The sequence below is a fragment of the Pseudarthrobacter sp. ATCC 49987 genome (genome assembly GCF_009928425.1).
In the GTDB taxonomy this organism is placed as follows: Bacteria; Actinomycetota; Actinomycetes; order Actinomycetales; family Micrococcaceae; genus Arthrobacter.
In genome coordinates this window covers 1,544,262-1,561,100 of sequence record NZ_JAABNS010000001.1, presented here as the reverse complement: position 1 = coordinate 1,561,100, position 16,839 = coordinate 1,544,262, and the positions used below count along the sequence as shown (strand labels likewise).

15 protein-coding genes are annotated in these 16,839 nt (G+C 67.5%); 6 read left to right on the top strand and 9 right to left on the bottom strand.

The features are described 5' to 3' along the window. Positions 1-13: 13 nt before the first annotated feature. The 9 genes from GXK59_RS07495 to pdxT form a co-directional block, all read right to left on the bottom strand. Entirely contained in the window at positions 14-2,407 is a 2,394-nt protein-coding gene (locus tag GXK59_RS07495) for a RelA/SpoT family protein (protein WP_443094270.1), read from the bottom strand. A 174-nt stretch (positions 2,408-2,581) separates the two neighbouring features. Continuing rightward, positions 2,582-3,601, bottom strand: coding sequence for a protein translocase subunit SecF (secF, locus tag GXK59_RS07490; RefSeq protein WP_160665635.1), 1,020 nt, complete (start codon positions 3,599-3,601; stop codon positions 2,582-2,584). Beyond that, positions 3,602-5,368 carry a protein translocase subunit SecD gene (secD, locus tag GXK59_RS07485; RefSeq protein ID WP_160665633.1) on the bottom strand — a complete coding sequence of 589 codons (1,767 nt, stop codon included), beginning with the start codon at positions 5,366-5,368 and terminating at the stop codon, positions 3,602-3,604. A gap of 106 nt (positions 5,369-5,474) precedes the next feature. Beyond that, positions 5,475-5,882, bottom strand: coding sequence for a preprotein translocase subunit YajC (gene yajC, locus GXK59_RS07480; protein ID WP_160665631.1), 408 nt, complete (start codon positions 5,880-5,882; stop codon positions 5,475-5,477). A gap of 211 nt (positions 5,883-6,093) precedes the next feature. Further along, entirely contained in the window at positions 6,094-7,206 is a 1,113-nt protein-coding gene (ruvB, locus tag GXK59_RS07475) for a Holliday junction branch migration DNA helicase RuvB (protein ID WP_160665629.1), read from the bottom strand. Then, entirely contained in the window at positions 7,199-7,846 is a 648-nt protein-coding gene (ruvA, locus tag GXK59_RS07470; RefSeq protein WP_160665627.1) for a Holliday junction branch migration protein RuvA, read from the bottom strand. Before ruvA ends, ruvB begins: the two co-directional genes overlap by 8 nt. Before the next feature lie 92 nt (positions 7,847-7,938). Then, complete coding sequence (gene ruvC / locus GXK59_RS07465) at positions 7,939-8,526, bottom strand: crossover junction endodeoxyribonuclease RuvC (protein WP_160665625.1); 588 nt, start codon at positions 8,524-8,526, stop codon at positions 7,939-7,941. Further along, on the bottom strand, positions 8,523-9,278 hold the full coding sequence (locus GXK59_RS07460) for a YebC/PmpR family DNA-binding transcriptional regulator (protein ID WP_160665623.1): 756 nt from the start codon (positions 9,276-9,278) through the stop codon (positions 8,523-8,525). The genes ruvC and GXK59_RS07460 overlap by 4 nt, the downstream gene beginning before the upstream one ends. 3 nt (positions 9,279-9,281) lie before the next feature. Continuing rightward, positions 9,282-9,983 (bottom strand): pyridoxal 5'-phosphate synthase glutaminase subunit PdxT, encoded by a 702-nt coding sequence (pdxT, locus tag GXK59_RS07455; protein ID WP_160665621.1) that lies wholly within the window; start codon positions 9,981-9,983, stop codon positions 9,282-9,284. A gap of 81 nt (positions 9,984-10,064) precedes the next feature. On the opposite strand from pdxT, the gene GXK59_RS07450 reads away from it, so the two are divergent. From GXK59_RS07450 to GXK59_RS07425, 6 genes are all read left to right on the top strand, one after another. Beyond that, positions 10,065-11,384, top strand: coding sequence for a Mur ligase family protein (locus tag GXK59_RS07450; RefSeq protein ID WP_160665619.1), 1,320 nt, complete (start codon positions 10,065-10,067; stop codon positions 11,382-11,384). Next, the gene (locus tag GXK59_RS07445) at positions 11,381-12,178 is read left to right on the top strand and encodes a type 1 glutamine amidotransferase (RefSeq protein ID WP_272927713.1); all 798 of its coding nucleotides are present in this window, start codon (positions 11,381-11,383) and stop codon (positions 12,176-12,178) included. Before GXK59_RS07450 ends, GXK59_RS07445 begins: the two co-directional genes overlap by 4 nt. Before the next feature lie 121 nt (positions 12,179-12,299). Then, on the top strand, positions 12,300-15,029 hold the full coding sequence (locus GXK59_RS07440) for a LuxR C-terminal-related transcriptional regulator (RefSeq protein WP_160665618.1): 2,730 nt from the start codon (positions 12,300-12,302) through the stop codon (positions 15,027-15,029). A 140-nt stretch (positions 15,030-15,169) separates the two neighbouring features. Then, the gene (locus tag GXK59_RS07435; protein ID WP_202129082.1) at positions 15,170-15,859 is read left to right on the top strand and encodes a hypothetical protein; all 690 of its coding nucleotides are present in this window, start codon (positions 15,170-15,172) and stop codon (positions 15,857-15,859) included. After that, positions 15,856-16,539, top strand: a complete 684-nt coding sequence (locus tag GXK59_RS07430) for a DUF2306 domain-containing protein (protein WP_160665616.1) — start codon at positions 15,856-15,858, stop codon at positions 16,537-16,539. Before GXK59_RS07435 ends, GXK59_RS07430 begins: the two co-directional genes overlap by 4 nt. Further along, the gene (locus GXK59_RS07425; RefSeq protein ID WP_160665614.1) at positions 16,536-16,793 is read left to right on the top strand and encodes a hypothetical protein; all 258 of its coding nucleotides are present in this window, start codon (positions 16,536-16,538) and stop codon (positions 16,791-16,793) included. Before GXK59_RS07430 ends, GXK59_RS07425 begins: the two co-directional genes overlap by 4 nt. The last annotated feature ends 46 nt before the right edge of the window (positions 16,794-16,839 follow it).

Sequence of the window (16,839 nt, the reverse complement as noted above, 5' to 3'; positions counted from 1 at the left end):
TTGCCTGTCAGTGCTAGCTGCGCCGCCGGTTGCCGGTTGTCCGGTAGACGTCGAAGACACCGTCGATGCGGCGGACGGCGCTGAGCACGTGGTTCAGGTACTTGGGGTCGCCCATCTCGAAAGCGAACTTCGAGATGGCCACCCGGTCCGTGGACGTGTGCACGCTGGCGGCCAGGATGTTGACGTGGTTCTCCGACAGGATCCGGGTCACATCCGAGAGCAGCGACTTCCGGTCGAGTGCTTCGACCTGGATTTCGACCAGGAAGACGCTCGACTGCGTGGGTGCCCAGTCGACCTCGACGATCCGGTCGGGCTGCTCCAGGAGTCCGCTGACGTTGGTGCAGTCCGTCCGGTGCACGGAGACGCCGGAGCCGCGGGTCACGAAGCCCAGGATCGGATCAGGCGGCACCGGGGTGCAGCAGCGGGCGAGCTTGACCCAGACGTCGTCCACCCCACGCACCACAACGCCGGAGTCGGAATACCGCGCCTTGGTGACCTGGGTGGGGATGGACACCTCGGTGAGGTCATCCTCGGGGGTGTCGTTCCCGCCGAGGCTCTCCACGAGGCGTTCCATGACGGACTGGGCGGAGGTGTGCCCGTCGCCCACACCGGCGTAGAGGCCGGAGATATCCACGTACTTGAAGTCCTCGGCAATCGCGGCGAGGGCATCGTGCGTCATCAGGCGTTGCAGCGGGAGGTTCTGCTTGCGCATCGCCTTGGTCAGTAGTTCCTTACCGCGGTCGATCGACTCTTCGCGGCGTTCCTTGCTGAACCACTGCCGGATCTTGTTCCGCGCACGGGCGCTCTTGACGAAGTGCTGCCAGTCCTGGCTGGGGCCGGCGCCTTCAGCCTTGGACGTGAAGATCTCCACCCAGTCGCCGTGGTTCAACTCACTGTTGAGCGGAACCAGCTTGCCGTTGACGCGCGCACCGATGGTCCGGTGTCCAACCTCGGTGTGGACGGCGTAGGCGAAGTCCACGGGCGTGGAACCGGCCGGCAGGGCCATGACCTCGCCCTTGGGGGTGAAAACGAACACTTCCCGGGCATTGATTTCAAAGCGCAGGGAGTCGAGGAACTCGCCGGGGTCGGAAGTCTCCTGCTGCCAGTCCACGAGGGACCGCAGCCAGCCCATGTCGCCGTCGCGCGGGCTTCCCGGCCCGGCCGCGGTGCGGTTCGGCTGGTCCTTGTACTTCCAGTGCGCAGCGACGCCGTATTCGGCGCGGCGGTGCATTTCGTGGGTGCGGATCTGGATTTCCACGGGTTTGCCGCCCGGACCGATCACCGTGGTGTGCAGCGACTGGTACATGTTGTATTTGGGCATCGCGATGTAGTCCTTGAACCGCCCGGGGAGGGGGTTCCAGCGCGAGTGCATGGCGCCCAGGGCCGCGTAACAGTCCCGGACCGAGTCGACCAGGACGCGGACGCCCATGAGATCGTTGATGTCGTCGAAGTCCTTGTCCCGGACGATCATCTTCTGATAGATCGAGTAGTAGTGCTTCGGCCGGCCGGTGATGGTGGCCTTGATCTTGGCCGCGCGCAGGTCCTCGGTGATCTGGTTGCGGATGACAGAGAGGTTTTTTTCGCGTTCGGGGGTCCGGTCCCCCACCATGCGCACGATTTCCTCGTAAACCTTCGGGTACAGGGCCGCAAAGGAGAGGTCTTCCAGTTCCCACTTGATGGTGTTCATGCCGAGCCGGTGCGCCAGCGGGGCGAAGATTTCCAGTGTTTCCCGGGCCTTGCGCGCGGAGGACTCGGCGGAGACGAAGCGCCAGGTCCTGGCGTTGTGCAGCCGGTCGGCCAGCTTGATCATCAGGACCCGGATGTCCTTGGCCATGGCCACGACCATCTTGCGCACGGTCTCCGACTGCGCGGCCTCGCCGAAGCTGACCTTGTCCAGTTTGGTGACCCCGTCCACCAGCATGGCAACCTCCGGGCCAAACTCGGCCTTCAGGTCCTCCAGCGTGTACGAGGTGTCCTCGACGGTGTCGTGCAGGAGCGCCGCGGCCAGGGTGGTTCCGCTGAGACCCAGCTCCGCCAGGATGGTGGCAACCGCCACAGGGTGCGTGATGTAGGGGTCTCCGCTCTTGCGCTTCTGCCCGCGGTGGCAGCGTTCCGCCACGACGAAGGCGCGCTGGATAAGGTCGAAGTCCTCTTTGGGGTTGTTGGCCCGCACGGTGCGCAGCAGCGGCTCAAGGATGGGGGAATATGCGGGGGCGCCGCGGCCGGTCAGGCGGGCAAGCCGGGAGCGGGTGCGTTCACGCCGGCCGGGGAACGTGGGGCGTGCTCCCGAGCTGTCGACAGGTACGGGCGGATCGGCGCGTCCGGGAGCCACCACACCAGTCTGCGAACCCTGGCCTGGAGCCTGATCCGCCGGCGCTGATGGCACCGGCGTAGAACGTTCTTCCAATGGAGCACCTCTCCGAACCCGTTAATTCTTCCAGTCTATTCCCGCAGCAGGATACTTCGATAACCGGCGGCCATACGGCGACGGGCCGGAGAGCGTCACGAATGACGTTCTCCGGCCCGTTGGGTCCGTCGGGATGGATCCCGGACGGCGGCCGGTCCGGCAGGACCGCTGCGGTCAGGCCGTGGCGGGTGCTGCTGCGGCGTCGGACTTGGCGGCCTGCGCCCGGCGCTGGTGCACGCGTGCGGCCTGCTTGACCAGCTCCGGTTCGCCCTGGCGGAGCCAGGCGTAGAGCGGCGCGGCGATGAAGATCGTCGCCGCCGTGCCGATCAGAATCCCGACAAACAGCGCCAGCGAGAGGTCCCGCAGCGTGCCGGCACCCAGGAGACCGGCTCCGATGAAGAGAATGGCACCGACCGGGAGGATGGCCACCATCATGGTGTTGATGGAGCGGACGAGGGTCTGGTTGACGGCCAGGTTAACTTCCTCGCCGAAGGTCCGGCGGGTGGACGCCTGCAGGTCCGCGGTATTCTCGCGGATCTTGTCGAAGACCACCACGGTGTCGTACAGCGAGTAGCTCAGCACGGTGAGGAAGCCGATGATGGCCGACGGCGTGACTTCGAAATCGCTGAGGGCGTAGACGCCGGCGGTGATGAACATCGTGACCAGCATGCCCGCGATTGCCGAGAGCGACATCTTCCACGTCCGGAAGTACAGCGCCATCAGCACAGCGGCGAGTGCGACGAAGATGCCCAGGCCCAGAAGGGCCTGCTTGGTGACGTCAGCACCCCAGGTGGGGCCGACAAAGTTCGATGTCACCTCGTTGTCCGTCACGCCGTAGGCCTGGGTGAGGCCCGCCTTGATCTGGAGCGTCTCATCCTCCGTGAGCTTGTCCGTCTGGATCCGCATCGTGTTGCCTGCGACGTTCGCCACCCGCGGGATACTGCCGGGGACAACGTCCTCGACGGCTTTCTCGCCGAGGGCCGGGTCCGTGGTCTTCACGTTGGAGACGGTGAATTCCGAGCCGCCCCGGAATTCGATGCCGAGGTTGAAGCCGCCCTTGACGACCGGCAGCAGGATCGAGAGCGCCACCAGGACGGCCGCGATCAGGAACCAGATTTTCTTGGATTCGACGAAGCCGTACGAGCGCTTGCCCGTGTAGAGCTCATTGCCGAAATTGGCGAAGTTGGTGGCCATTTAGTTGCCCTCCTTGGACGTGCTCTTGGAGGAACCGGCAAGCTGTTCCTGACGTTCCGCGAGGCGTCGTTCTGCAATGGTCATCCGGCGTTCGGCCTCAGCCGCGGCGCCGGTGTTCTTGGCGCGGAGCGCGGCCACAGCGGCCGGCTTGTCCGCAGGAGTGCGCAACCGTCCTGCGCCCCGGTACAGGGGGACGGCACCGAGGCTCTTCGGGTCCAGCCCGGAGAGCGGGTGGCCTTCACCAAAGAACCTGGTGCGGGCCAGCATCTGCAGGGTCGGGTGGGTGAACATAAAGACGACAATGAGGTCGGCGATCGCTGTCAAGCCGAGCGTGAACGCGAAGCCGCGGACGTTGCCCACTGCCACGAAGTACAGCACCAGGGCGGCCAGCAGGTTGACGGCCTTGGACGCCAGGACCGTACGCTTGGCACGCTTCCAGCCGTTCTCGACGGCCGACACAAGGCCGCGGCCTTCACGGAGCTCATCGCGGATACGCTCAAAGTAGACGATGAACGAGTCCGCGGTCTGGCCGATGGCCACGATGATGCCTGCCACGCCGGCAAGGGACAGCCGGTAGTTCTCCGTCCAGCCCAGGATCGCGATGGCCAGGTACGTCAGCGCGCCGGCCACCACGAGGGAGGCGACGGTGACCAGGCCCAATGCCCGGTACTGGAACAGCGAGTACGCCACCACCAGCAGCAGGCCAATCAGGCCTGCGAGCATACCCATCCGGAGCTGCTCGCCCCCGAGGGTTGCCGAAATCTGCTGTTCGCTCTGGATCTCGAAACTGATCGGCAGGGCGCCGAAGCGGAGCTGGTCCGAGAGGGCCTTCGCGGACTGCTCGGTGAACCCGCCGGTGATCTGCGGGCGGCCGTCGGTGATGACGGCGAGGGACCGCGGGGCGGAAATGACCTGGTCATCGAGGACGATCGCGAACTGGGACTTCGGGTCCGAGCCGCTCTGGCCGCCGCCGGCGACGTAGAACTGGTAGAGCCGCTCGGTGACTTGCTTGAACTTGGCGGTGCCTTCTTCGTTGAACTGGATGTTCACGGCCCACTCGTTGGTCACGGCGCCCTGGGCGCCGCGCTGCAGCTGGAAGGAAGACCCGGCGATGTTCGAGCCCTTGACCTCGACGGGGCCAAGGATGTACTTAATCGCCGGCGAGGTGGCGGAGGCCGGCTCGCAGGTGACCAGCGGCTTGGTCGGGTCGGAGCGTTCCTGCTTGTCCTGTGAGGGGTTGTCGCAGTCGAGCGTCTCGAACTTCTTGTAGATCTCGGGCGTAACCCAGTTCACGTCGCTGCCGTTCGTGGGCTCCGCGGTGGGCTTGGGCAGCTGGTCCTCAGGAGTCAGCGACTCCGCGGGGACCGCTGCGCCCGGACCTGCCTGCAGGACAGGCCGGAAGTTCATGTCGGCGGACGCCTGGATCAGGGCGCGGGTTTCCTTTGACGGTGTGCCCGGCAGGCTGACAACGACGTTGCGTCCGGACTGCGTGCTGATTTCAGCCTCCGCGACGCCCGAGCCGTCCACGCGCTGGCGGATGATCGCCACGGCCTGGTTGAGCTGTTCTTCGTTGATGTCCGAACCGCCTTCAACCTTGGGCGCCAGGATCATCTGGGTCCCGCCTTCAAGGTCCAGGGCGAGCTTCGGAGCCCAGCTCGCCTGGCCGGCCATGGTGCCGCCTGCCAGGACAGCGGTCAGGACGGCGAGGATAACGCCGAGCCAGACCAGCACCCTGAGGGCTGTGGTTTTGGGGCCAGTTCGTGCCATTGTCGATCTTTCTATTATTTACGGAGGAACCGCCGTGCGGCCCTTTCGGGGCCGCTCCGGCGGTGGCCCGCAGCTGTTACTTCGCGGGATAGCTCAAACAGGCAGACTAGCTGTCTTTCTTGCCTTCGTCGTTGAGGCGGCGCAGGGTTTCTTCCGGCGTCTCGTCGCGCGCGACGTCGTTGGCCGGTGCGGCGCTTTCGGCCTTGTCGACAGTCAGCGAGGACGCGTCATTGGGAACGACCGTGGGCTCCTCGGCGGCGACAATCGGCTCGACGATCTTGGTGACGGCCTGGCGATGCACGGTGGCGGTGTTGCCCGGGGAGAGTTCCAGCAGGACCTTGTTCTCGTCCTCATCGATCTCGACGATGCGGCCGTACAGGCCGAAGCTGGTCATGACCTCAACGCCCGGGCCGAACTTCGACTGGAGCTCCGCCTGCTGCTGCTGCGTCTTCTTGTTACGGCGGAACATCATGAAGACGAAAACGCCGAGCATGACGAACAGGAGAATTGTCATTGGATCCAAGGGGAAAGTTCCATTCTGTACTTGCAAGCTGGTTTCACAGCAACGTCCGCCTCGCTCCGGGCCACCTGGTGTTGAACCAGGCAGAGACCTGGCAGAAAACCATGCCGGGCCAACGGCGGCTTGTGGAAGCCGCACACGGAAACAAAGACCCGAACGTGCCGAGCGTCATTCCAGTCTAAAGGGAAAAGGTTACGGCGCGGTGCTATTGACTGTTACGGATCCATTCCGGATCGGCGTCCTGGCCCAGCCCGCCGGCCAGGTCCGGGCTGTCGTCGTCGGCCGGGAAGAGCTCCAGCGGGTCCTGCGAAAAGATTCCTGGCGGCACCGCGTAGCCGAGGTGCGTCCAGGCCGGGGCGAGTGCGATCCTCCCCCGGGGGGTGCGGCCCAGGAGTCCCTCACGGACGAGATACGGCTCGGCGACGGTTTCCACCGTTTCGGTCTCCTCGCCGACGGCGATGGCCAGCGTGGACAGGCCTACCGGTCCGCCGCCAAATTTCAGGATGAGGGCTTCCAGGACGGCCCGGTCCAGCCGGTCAAGTCCGCGCTTGTCGACTTCGTACATGTCCAGCGCCGCGGAGGCGGCCCGGGCGTCGATCTGTTCGATGCCGTGCACCAGCGCCCAGTCGCGGACCCGGCGCAGGAGGCGGTTGGCGATACGGGGCGTGCCGCGGGAGCGCCCCGCGATTTCACTGAACCCGGCGGAGTTGACCTTCAGGTCCAGGAGCCCGGCGGAGCGCCGGAGCACGAGTTCCAGTTCCGCCACGGAGTAGAACTCGAGGTGTCCGGTGAACCCGAAGCGGTCCCGGAGCGGCCCGGGCAGCAGGCCGGCGCGGGTGGTGGCGCCCACCAGGGTGAACGGCGGAAGTTCCAGCGGGATGGCGGTGGCGCCGGCGCCCTTGCCGACGACGATGTCGACCCGGAAGTCTTCCATTGCCATATAGAGCATTTCCTCGGCCGGCCGGGACATCCGGTGGATCTCGTCGAGGAAGAGGACTTCCCCTTCGGAGAGCGAGGACAGGATGGCCGCCAGGTCACCGGCGTGCTGGATGGCGGGGCCGCTGCTGATCCGCAGCGGGGCGTTCATCTCGGCCGCGATGATCATCGATAGCGTGGTCTTGCCCAGCCCGGGAGGACCCGAGAGCAGGACGTGGTCCGCGCTGCGGCCCCGCATGCGCGAGGCCTCCAGGACCAGGGAGAGCTGTTTGCGGACGCGGTGCTGGCCAACGAAATCGTGCAGGTTCTTGGGCCTGAGGGCGGCTTCGATGACCCGCTCCTCCGGTTCCTCTCCCCCGGCGACGACCGACGGCTCAGCCACGGGCGCCTGCCCTGTTCCCGGCGCGGGCGCCGTCCTGGCCCAGCCAGCGGAGGGTGGCGCGCAGGATCTCGGCCACGTTGCCCTTCCCGGCCAGCTCCGGTGAATCGGCCAGGGACTTGTCGATGCTGGACGTGGCGTCCTTCTCGGACCAGCCCAGGCTGGTCATGGCCGCAACAACCTGCGGCTTCCAGACCGCTTCGGAGGACGCTGCCGGAGCCGTGGCGCCGGCGGGGGTGCCGTGCGGCACGAGCTTTCCGGCCAGTTCCAGCACGATCCGGCCGGCGACCTTCGGGCCGATCCCCGGCACCTTGGTGAACGCCTTGCCGTCGCCGGAGTGCGCGGCGACGCGGATGGCTTCGGGTTCGTGCACGGCCAGGACGGCCAGCGCCAGCCGGGGCCCTACACCGCTGACACTGAGCAGGATGTCGAAAACTTCGCGTTCGTCGTCAGAGCCGAATCCGAACAGCGTGAGCGAGTCCTCGCGGACGATCAGGGACGTGAAAAGCTTCCCCTCCTCGCCGGTGCGGAGGCTGCTGAGGGTCTGCGGCGTCGCGTTCACGCTCATGCCGGCGCCGTTGAGGTCGATCACGGCCGAGGACAGGCCGACGTGCGCTACGGTTCCGCGGAGAAAACTGATCAAGGCCGGGCTCCTGAATTACCGTCGGCAGAAGCCGACTATCCGAACATATCTACGAATACCCTACCAAGCTCTGCGGCGGCACTGCCGGACATTCAGCGTGTACGGCGCGCTTTGGCCTCCGCGTCGGCCCAGGCCCGCTGGGCCGGGGTGAGCGACTGGCTGCCCGGTCCCGTCGTCACTGCTCCCTTGTTGGACGTGCCGATCCCGGCACGCCAGGCGTGGGTGATGGCCAGTGCCAGCGCGTCGGCGGCGTCGGCGGGCCGCGGCGGGGCATCGAGCCGGAGGATCTTGGTGACCAGTTTCGTGACCGCGTCCTTGTTCGACGTTCCGCTGCCGGTCACGGCGGCCTTGACCTCGGACGGGGTGTGCAGTGCCACCGGGATGCCGCGGCGTGCGGCAGCGGCGATCACCACCCCGGACGCCTGCGCCACCCCCATTACGGTGCTGACGTTGAGCTGGGAAAAGACCCGCTCCACGGCCAGGACGTGCGGTTCATACTTGTCCAGCCACTCGTCGATGGACGTGGCGATGACCAGCAGGCGCTGGTCCAGGCTCTCGTCGGGGGAGGTCCCGACGACGCCGAAGGCCACCATGGTGGCTCGGCGGTTCCGTTCGACGTCCACGACGCCGATCCCGCAGCGGGTCAGGCCCGGATCGACGCCGAGGACGCGAAGGGTCACTCGGCTTCCAGTGCGGCCTGCACTTCGTCGCTGAGGTCGGCGTTGCTGTAGACGTTCTGGACGTCGTCGAGTTCTTCGAGGGCGTCCACGAGCTTCATGAACTTCTTGGCGGCGTCGAGGTCCAGCGGCACCTGCATCGACGGGACGAACTCGGCCTCGTCGGTGTCGTACTCCATGCCGGCTTCCTTGAGGGCGTCGCGGATGGCCTGCAGGTCGGTGGGCTCGGAGTGGATCTCGAAGCTGTCGCCGTTGTCCTTGACTTCCTCAGCGCCGGCGTCGAGCACGGCCATCAGGACGTCGTCTTCGCTCAGGCCGTTCTTCGGCAGCGACACAACGCCCTTGCGGGAGAAGAGGTAGCTGACCGACCCGGGATCGGCAATGGTGCCGCCGTTGCGGGAGATGGCAAGCCGGACTTCGGAGGCGGCACGGTTCTTGTTGTCCGTCAGGCACTCGATCAGCAGCGCGGAGCCCTGCGGGCCGCGGCATTCGTACATGATCTCGGTGTAGTCGACCACTTCGCCGGTGAGGCCGGCGCCGCGCTTGATGGCGCGGTCGATGTTGTCAGCGGGGACCGAGGTCTTCTTGGCCTTCGTGACGGCGAGTTCCAGGCCGGGGTTGCCGGCGAGGTCCGGGCCGCCCATGCGAGCAGCGACTTCGATGTTCTTGATCAGCTTGGCGAACGACTTGGCCCGGCGGCTGTCGAGGATGGCCTTTTTGTGCTTGGTCGTCGCCCATTTGGAGTGGCCTGACATGCTTTACGCTTCTCCTCTGATCATTCGAATAAACAATTCATGCACGCGCTTCTCCCCCGTCACTTCCGGGTGGAAGGAGGTGGCCAGCAGCTTGCCGGAACGCACAGCTACAATTCTAGCCGTCCCGGCCAGCGCCTCGGGGTGGGAGGCCCTGGAGGGCTCCACTTTGGCGAGCACCTCCACGCCGTCGCCGACGCGTTCCACCCATGGTCCGCGGATGAAGACCGCATGGACCGGGGCCACGCCGTCCGCGGTGGCGCTGAAATCGAGGCCCTTGAAATCGAGGTCCGTTTCGAAGGACTCGCGCTGCCGGCCGAAGGCGTTCCGGCGCACCGTGATGTCCAGGCCGCCGAAGGTCTGCTGCGGGTGGCCGGCGAGGTCCTTCGCGGGGTCGGTGATCTCCTCGGCGAGGAGAATCATCCCGGCGCAGGAGCCGTAAACCGGCAGGCCGTCCCGGATGCGCTGGCGCAGCGGATCGCGAAGCCCGAAGGCGCGGGACAGCTTGTCAATGGTGGTCGATTCGCCGCCGGGAATGATGAGGCCGTCGAGGCCGTCGAGTTCGGACGGCCGGCGGACGCCGATGCCCGTGGCGCCGGCCTCTTCCACCGCGTGCAGGTGCTCGCGGAAGTCGCCCTGAAGTGCCAGGACGCCGATCCGCAGCCCTGAACCCGCGCGGGAAGGGGGTACAGAAGTGGGGTTGGTCATCCGAACAGCATAGTGGCCGGAACACATCCCCCGCCGCCCGCCGGCGGGCTTCCATGCCGCCGCTGGGATATATTACAAAGCATGTTTTACTTCAGCGTTCCGCTCGGCAAGCTCGTCCGCCGGGTCTCCCGGCTCAGGGGCGGAGGCTCTGCCCTTCCCGGGCTCGTCGTCGAAAAAATCGACCCCGGGTTCATGCGCAGGACACTGTCCACGCTGCCGCACGGCGTCGCCGTCGTCAGCGGCACGAACGGCAAGACGACCACCACCAAGATGGTGGTGGAACTGCTCGAGAGCCAGGGCCTGAAGGTCTTCACCAACCGCACCGGCAGCAACTTCACCCGCGGCGTGGCCGCCGCGCTGCTGGGCGAAGTGGACTGGCGGGGCCGGCTTGACGCGGATGTCGCCGTGCTGGAACTGGACGAGGCCCACGCGGTGCACTTCGTCAACCAGGTGCCGCCGCGTTACTGCCTCCTGCTCAACGTCCTGCGGGACCAGCTGGACCGCTTCGGCGAGATCGACAAGACGGCGCAGCTGCTGCAGCACATCGCCGCCAAGACCACAGGTACCGTGGTGCTGAACCGGGAAGACCCGCGCGTCGCCCGCATCGCGGACACGCTCAAAACTGTCACGCTCAACGGTCCCGAGGTCCTCTACTTCGGCCTGGATGACTCCCTGCTGAGCACCTTCCCGAACGACGACGAGATGCGGGCGGCCCCGGGCAGCCCGGTGCCGCCGGCCCCCGCGAAGCCGCACGCCGACGTCGTACTCCGCCGGGTCGGCGCGGCGGACGCGGACTTTGAGTACGACGGCGTCACGGCAACCACGGCGATGAAGCTCCGCGGCGTCTACAACATCTTTAACGCCGCGGCCGCGCTGACCCTGGCCCGGGCCATTGCAGTGGGGGACCCTGTCCCTGGAAAAACGGCCGTCGCAGACAACGCGGGCCTGCTGCAGGCACTGTCCCAGGTGGCGCCGGCCTTCGGCCGCGGTGAGAGCCTCGTCGTCGACGGCCTGCCGCTGGACCTGGTCCTGGTGAAGAACCCCAGCGGCTTCCGCCTGGGGCTGAAGTCCTTCCCCGCCGAGGGGTACGCCACGATGATCGCGATCAACGACAACTATGCTGACGGCCGGGACATGTCCTGGCTGTGGGACGTCGAATTCGACACCCTCCGCGAGGCCGGCGTGGACCAGTTGAGCGGCTCCCGCGCCTATGACATGGCCCTTCGACTGCAGTACGACGACGTCGCGATCGGCGCGGTCAATACCGAGATTGCCCCCGCGCTGGCGGCCTTCATCAGCGGCGCCAGGGACAAACCCAAGCGGATCTTCTGCACCTACACAGCGATGCTGGCCATCCGCCGCGAGCTGTCCAAAATCACCACAGTGGAGGTGGTCTCATGACCCCCCAGTCCCCCGCCGGCGAGCCCCATTTGTCCTTTGGGCACGAACTCCCGCCGGAGGAATCCCCCGCGCCCGGCAAGGGAAGCATCCGGGTCCTGCAGCTGTACCCGCGCGACATGAACATCTACGGCGACTGGGGCAATGCCCTGGTGCTGGCGCAGCGGCTGCGCTGGCACGGCTACACGCCGGAGCTGCTCGAGTACAACGTAGGCGACGAGTTTCCGGCGGACATCGACCTGATCGTCGGTGGCGGTGGACAGGACAGCGGCCAGCTGGTCATCCAGGATGACCTGCTCTCGCGCGAGACCGTGCTGAAGGAACTGGCCGAGAACGGCACGCCGATGCTCGTGATCTGCGGCCTCTACCAGCTGTTTGGGAAGTTCTTCAAGACCCGGACGGGTTCCGTCATCCCGGGGATCGGCATCCTGGACGTGGAAACCCACGGCACCGAGGAACGGCTGATCGGCAACGTGTCGGTGTCCTCGCCCGAGTTCGGCACCGTTTTGGGGTACGAGAACCACAGCGGCCAGACCACCCTCGGCCCGGGCGTCTTACCCCTGGGAACCACGGCCAAGGGCACGGGCAACAACAGCAGCGACGGCCAGGAGGGCGCCCGCTACCGGAACATCGTGGCGAGCTACCTCCACGGCTCCCTGCTGCCAAAGAACCCGGCCCTGGCCGACTTCCTCATCCGGACCGCCGTCGAACGCAAATACGGCAGCTTCTCCCCCGGCACCCCGGATGACTCCTACGCCGTCCTCGCCCGGGAACACGCCGCCCGCCGCCCGCGCTGACCCGGCGGCCGCCGCCGCCCAGTGCGCCCAGTGCGCACATGCCCGCGCCCACGAGCACCCCGGTACGCTGGTGCTGTTAGCCGCACACTTCGCCCACGGTGCACGTTGGAACAGGGATCGCATGTCACGTCCGATGATTGCAACCAAGCTGTACGTCCCCAGGCTGCGTAGCGGTCTGGTGGCACGCCCCCGGCTCAGTGAGCGTTTGCGCCGGGGAGCCGATTCGAAGCTGACCCTGGTGTCCGCCCCGGCGGGATTCGGCAAGACCACACTCCTTGCCGAATGGCTTGGCGCGACTTCCGGCGGCGACCGGCGTGTTGCGTGGCTATCGCTCGATCCGGCCGACAACGAACCTGCCTCGTTCTGGACCGGCGTCGTGGCCGCGCTCCAATCGGCGGTGCCCGGCATCGGGTCGGCCGCCCTGGAGCTCATCGCGTCCATGCCGCTGCCCACCGAGGGTGTGCTCACCTCGGTGCTCAATGACCTGGCCGCGGCACCGGAGGACGTGTGGCTGGTGCTTGATGACTACCACCTGGTTGGCAGCCACGAGGTGGGCAACGGCATGGTCTTCCTGCTGGAGCACGTTCCGCCCCACGTGCACGTTGTGATCAGCACGCGCGCCGACCCGGATCTGCCGCTGTCCCGTTGGCGGGCTGGCGGTGACCTGGTCGAGATCCGGGCTGCGGAGCTGCGCTTCACGCCGGAGGAGGCCGCCTCGTACCTGAATGAGGTGGCGGGACTGGACCTGGCCGCGGCGGATGTGGCCGCCCTGGAGCAGCGCACGGAGGGGTGGATTGCCGCGCTGCAGCTCGCCGCCCTCTCGATCCAGGGGCGCGACGACGCCGCCGGCTTCATTGCCCGGTTCGCCGGCAACGACCGGTACATCGTCGACTACCTGGTCGAGGAGGTCCTGCAGCATCAACCTGACCCCGTGCGCCGCTTCCTGTTGGATACAGCTGTCCTCGAACGGCTCACGGGGCCGCTGTGTGACGCCGTCACGGGCCGCGACGGCGGGGGCGACATGCTTACGGCCGTGGAGCGTGCGAACCTCTTTATCGTTCCCCTGGACGACAGCCGGGAATGGTACCGCTACCACCACCTCTTCGCCGACGTGCTGCGGGCGCGCCTGCTCAGCGGGCAGCCTGAACGGGTGCCGCTGCTGCATCAGCGCGCCAGCGGCTGGTACGAGCGCCACGGCCCGGCAGAGGATGCTGTCAGGCACGCCCTGGCTGCCCGGGACTTCGACCGCGCCGCCTACCTGATGGAGCTGGCGGTGCCGGCGATCCGACGCAACAGGCAGGACGCGGTGCTGCTCGGCTGGCTGAAGGCCCTGCCGGATGCCGCCGTCCGGCGCAGCCCGGTGCTCAGCGTCTTTTACGGATTCATGCTGATGGCATCCGGTGACCTCGACGGGGTCGAGCCCCGGCTCGACGACGCCGAACGAGCACTGGCTGCCGGGCCGGCCGGGTTGGCTCAGCCCTGGGCCGACACCGGAGAGCTCCGGACACTGCCGGCGACCATCGCCGTCTACCGCGCATCGCTCGCCCAGGCACGGGGCGATGTCCCAGGCACCTCGGAGCACGCCCGGCGTGCGCTTGAACTGGCCCGCCCGGACGACCACCTTGCCCGGGGCGCTGCCGCCGGATTCCTCGGGCTGGCCGCGTGGGCCACGGGCGACGTGCCGGCAGCCCTGCAGACCTTCTCGCAGGCCGTGGCAAGTCTGCACGCAGGCGGCAACCTGGTCGACGAGCTCAGCAGCACGGTGGTACTCGCAGACATGTGGCTCGCGGCCGGCCGGCCCAGCAAGGCACGCCGGCTCTACCAGAGTGCGCTGCAGCTGGCCGGGGCGCACGGCGAGTCCGTGGTGCGGGCAACCGCTGACCTGCACGCGGGCCTGAGTGAGATCGACCGCCAGGCCGGAGACCTCGGCAGCGCCCGGCAACATCTCGAGGCCGCCGCAGGGTTCGTCGAGCGTGCGACGATGACCGAGGGCCGCTACCGGTGGTTCGTGGCCATGGGACTGATGGCCCAGGCCGAAGACAGCCCGGACGAGGCCATCAGGTTCCTGGACCAGGCGGAGCAGCTCTACCGGCCGGCGTTCTTCCCGGACGTCCGCCCTATCGCCGCGATGAGGGCCCGGGTCTGGATTGTGCAGGGCAAGGTACCGGAGGCCTCCGAGTGGGCACGTGAACGGGGCGTGGCCGTCACGGACGGTCCCCGTCACCTGAGCGAATTCGATCACCTCACGCTGGTGCGTCTGCTCATCGCCCGGCACCGGCTGGACCCCGGCGCCGGCGAGGTCGGCGGTGCACTTCTGCTGCTGGACCGGCTCCTGGAGTCCGCCGCCTCCTCCGGACGAGCCGGAAGCGTGGTGGAGATCCGCATGCTGCAGGCTCTGGCGCATGACGCGCAGGGGCACCGGCCGCAGGCCCGCGAGGCGCTGGGCCTGGCCTTCGCCGAGGCACCGGAACCAGGCGCGTACGTGCGGCTCTTCCTGGACGAAGGTGCCCCCATGATGGAACTGCTGCGCGACGCCGCGCGACACGGCCTCGCCGCTGCCCAAGTGTCTGGCCAGGCGTCTGACCATGCGTCCCGTTTGCTCGGCCTTAGTAACGCCGCGGCGCCGCCAGCCGCCGGTCCGGGGCGGCGCCCGCCGTCGTCGTCGTTGAGCGACCGGGAACTGCAGGTGCTCAGGCTCCTTGGCAGCGACCTCAGCGGGCCGCAGATGGCGGGCGAGCTGTTCATCTCGCACAACACGCTGCGCACCCACACCAAGCACATCTTCACCAAGCTCGAAGTCAGCAACCGCAGGGCGGCGGTGCGCCGGGCACGCGAACTCGGCCTGATGTAGCCGCCCCCCACCGGATCTCACCCTGTCAGTCACATCACCGGGTGACGCCGGGTCACCCCGTCCGTCCCTACCTTGAAGGTATCCCGCGGCGCCCCGCCGCGGATACCAGGAACAAGGAACAAGGAACAAGGGAGCCGGACATGTCCATCACCACCACCAACCTCACCCGCGCCGCAGGCCTCAGCGCCGTCGCAGCAGGCCTGCTCTTCATCGGCGTCCAGATCAACCATCCCCAACTGGACGTCGCCTTCGTCACCACGACCGAATGGACGGTCCGACAATCCGTCAAAGTGCTGATGTCCGGACTGTCCCTCATCGGCATCACGGGCATGTACCTGCGCCAGGTCAGGCGGACCGGGGTGCTCGGCCTGATCGGGTACGCCGTGTTCGGCGCAGGCTACCTCATCATGATGAGCATCGAAGTCATCGCTTTAGTCGTCCTCCCAGCCATCGCCCAAAGTTCACCGGGCTACGTCAGCGATGTCCTCGCCGTCGCGACCGGCGGCCACGCTGCGGGCGACATCGGCCTGATGCAGGGCCTCAGCCTGGTCTCCGGCCTCACGTACCTGGCCGGCGGCCTCATCTTCGGCATCGCACTCTTCCGTGCCAACATCCTCGCCCGCTGGGCTGCGGTCGTCCTCGCCGGTGGAACCGTCGCAACGATGGCGATCCCGCTGCTGCCGCAGATCAATGAAAGGCTGTTCGCTTTGCCCACCGGTGTCGCCCTGATCGGCCTCGGATACTCACTGTGGCGCGACCCGCGCGCCGTAACCGGCCGGTCCCTGACCGACGTCGTGGGTTCGCCACTTGACCCGGCCGGCGCCAAATGACCGTCCATGCGGCAGTCCGGCCCGACGGGTCGGGCGGCCCGGCCCGGTGGGTGCCCTGGTCCCTCGTCGCCCTCGTTGTGGTCCCCGCCGCGGCCGGCTCCCTGCGGCTGGCCGAGCTGTCCGGCGGTCCGCGCCTCATGCCGGACCATCCCGCCATGACAGCCTCGCCCATGCCCGTCGTCGTGCACATCATCAGCGCGATCCTGTACGCGGTCCTCGGCGCTTTCCAGTTCTCCGCCCGGTTCCGGCGGCGCCGGCCGGGCTGGCACCGTTCGGCCGGACGGGTCCTGGTGGTGCTGGGCCTGGCGGTCGCGTTCTCGGCGTTGTGGATGACGCTGTTCTATCCCCGCCAGCCCGGCACGGGCGCACTGTTGTACATCTTCAGGCTCGCGTTCGGGTCGGGCATGGCCGCCGCCATCATCCTCGGGGTCGCCGCGATCCGCCACGGCGACGTTGCCCGCCATCTGGCCTGGATGACCCGTGCCTACGCACTGGCGCTCGGCGCCGGCACCCAGGTGTTCACGCAAGGCATCGGCAACGCCGTCTTCGGCGCCAGTGAACTCACCACCACGCTCATGCTGGGCGCCGGCTGGGCCATCAACCTCACCGTCGCCGAAGACATCATCCGCCGCCACGGCGGCAGCCGGATCCGGGCGACGGCGGAGGTCGGGCCGTCATGACCCGGTCCGCCAAACGGCCTGCGCCGACAGGCTACCAGCTTCGGGTCGATGGACATCTCGAGGACCACTGGTCGGCCTGGCTCGGTGACCTCACCCTGACCCGGGAAAGCGACGGCACCACCAGCCTGACGGGTTTCGTCCCGGACCAGGCAGCGCTGCACGGGTTGCTCGTCAAGGTCCGGGACCTCGGCCTCATCCTGGTCTCCGTGGAGGCCATCGATCCCTCCATCCGCCGCGGCGGAGCAGGCGGGTAGATGGGATGACCAATGGCAGAACCTGTGGAGGAGGCGTTCACGGTGA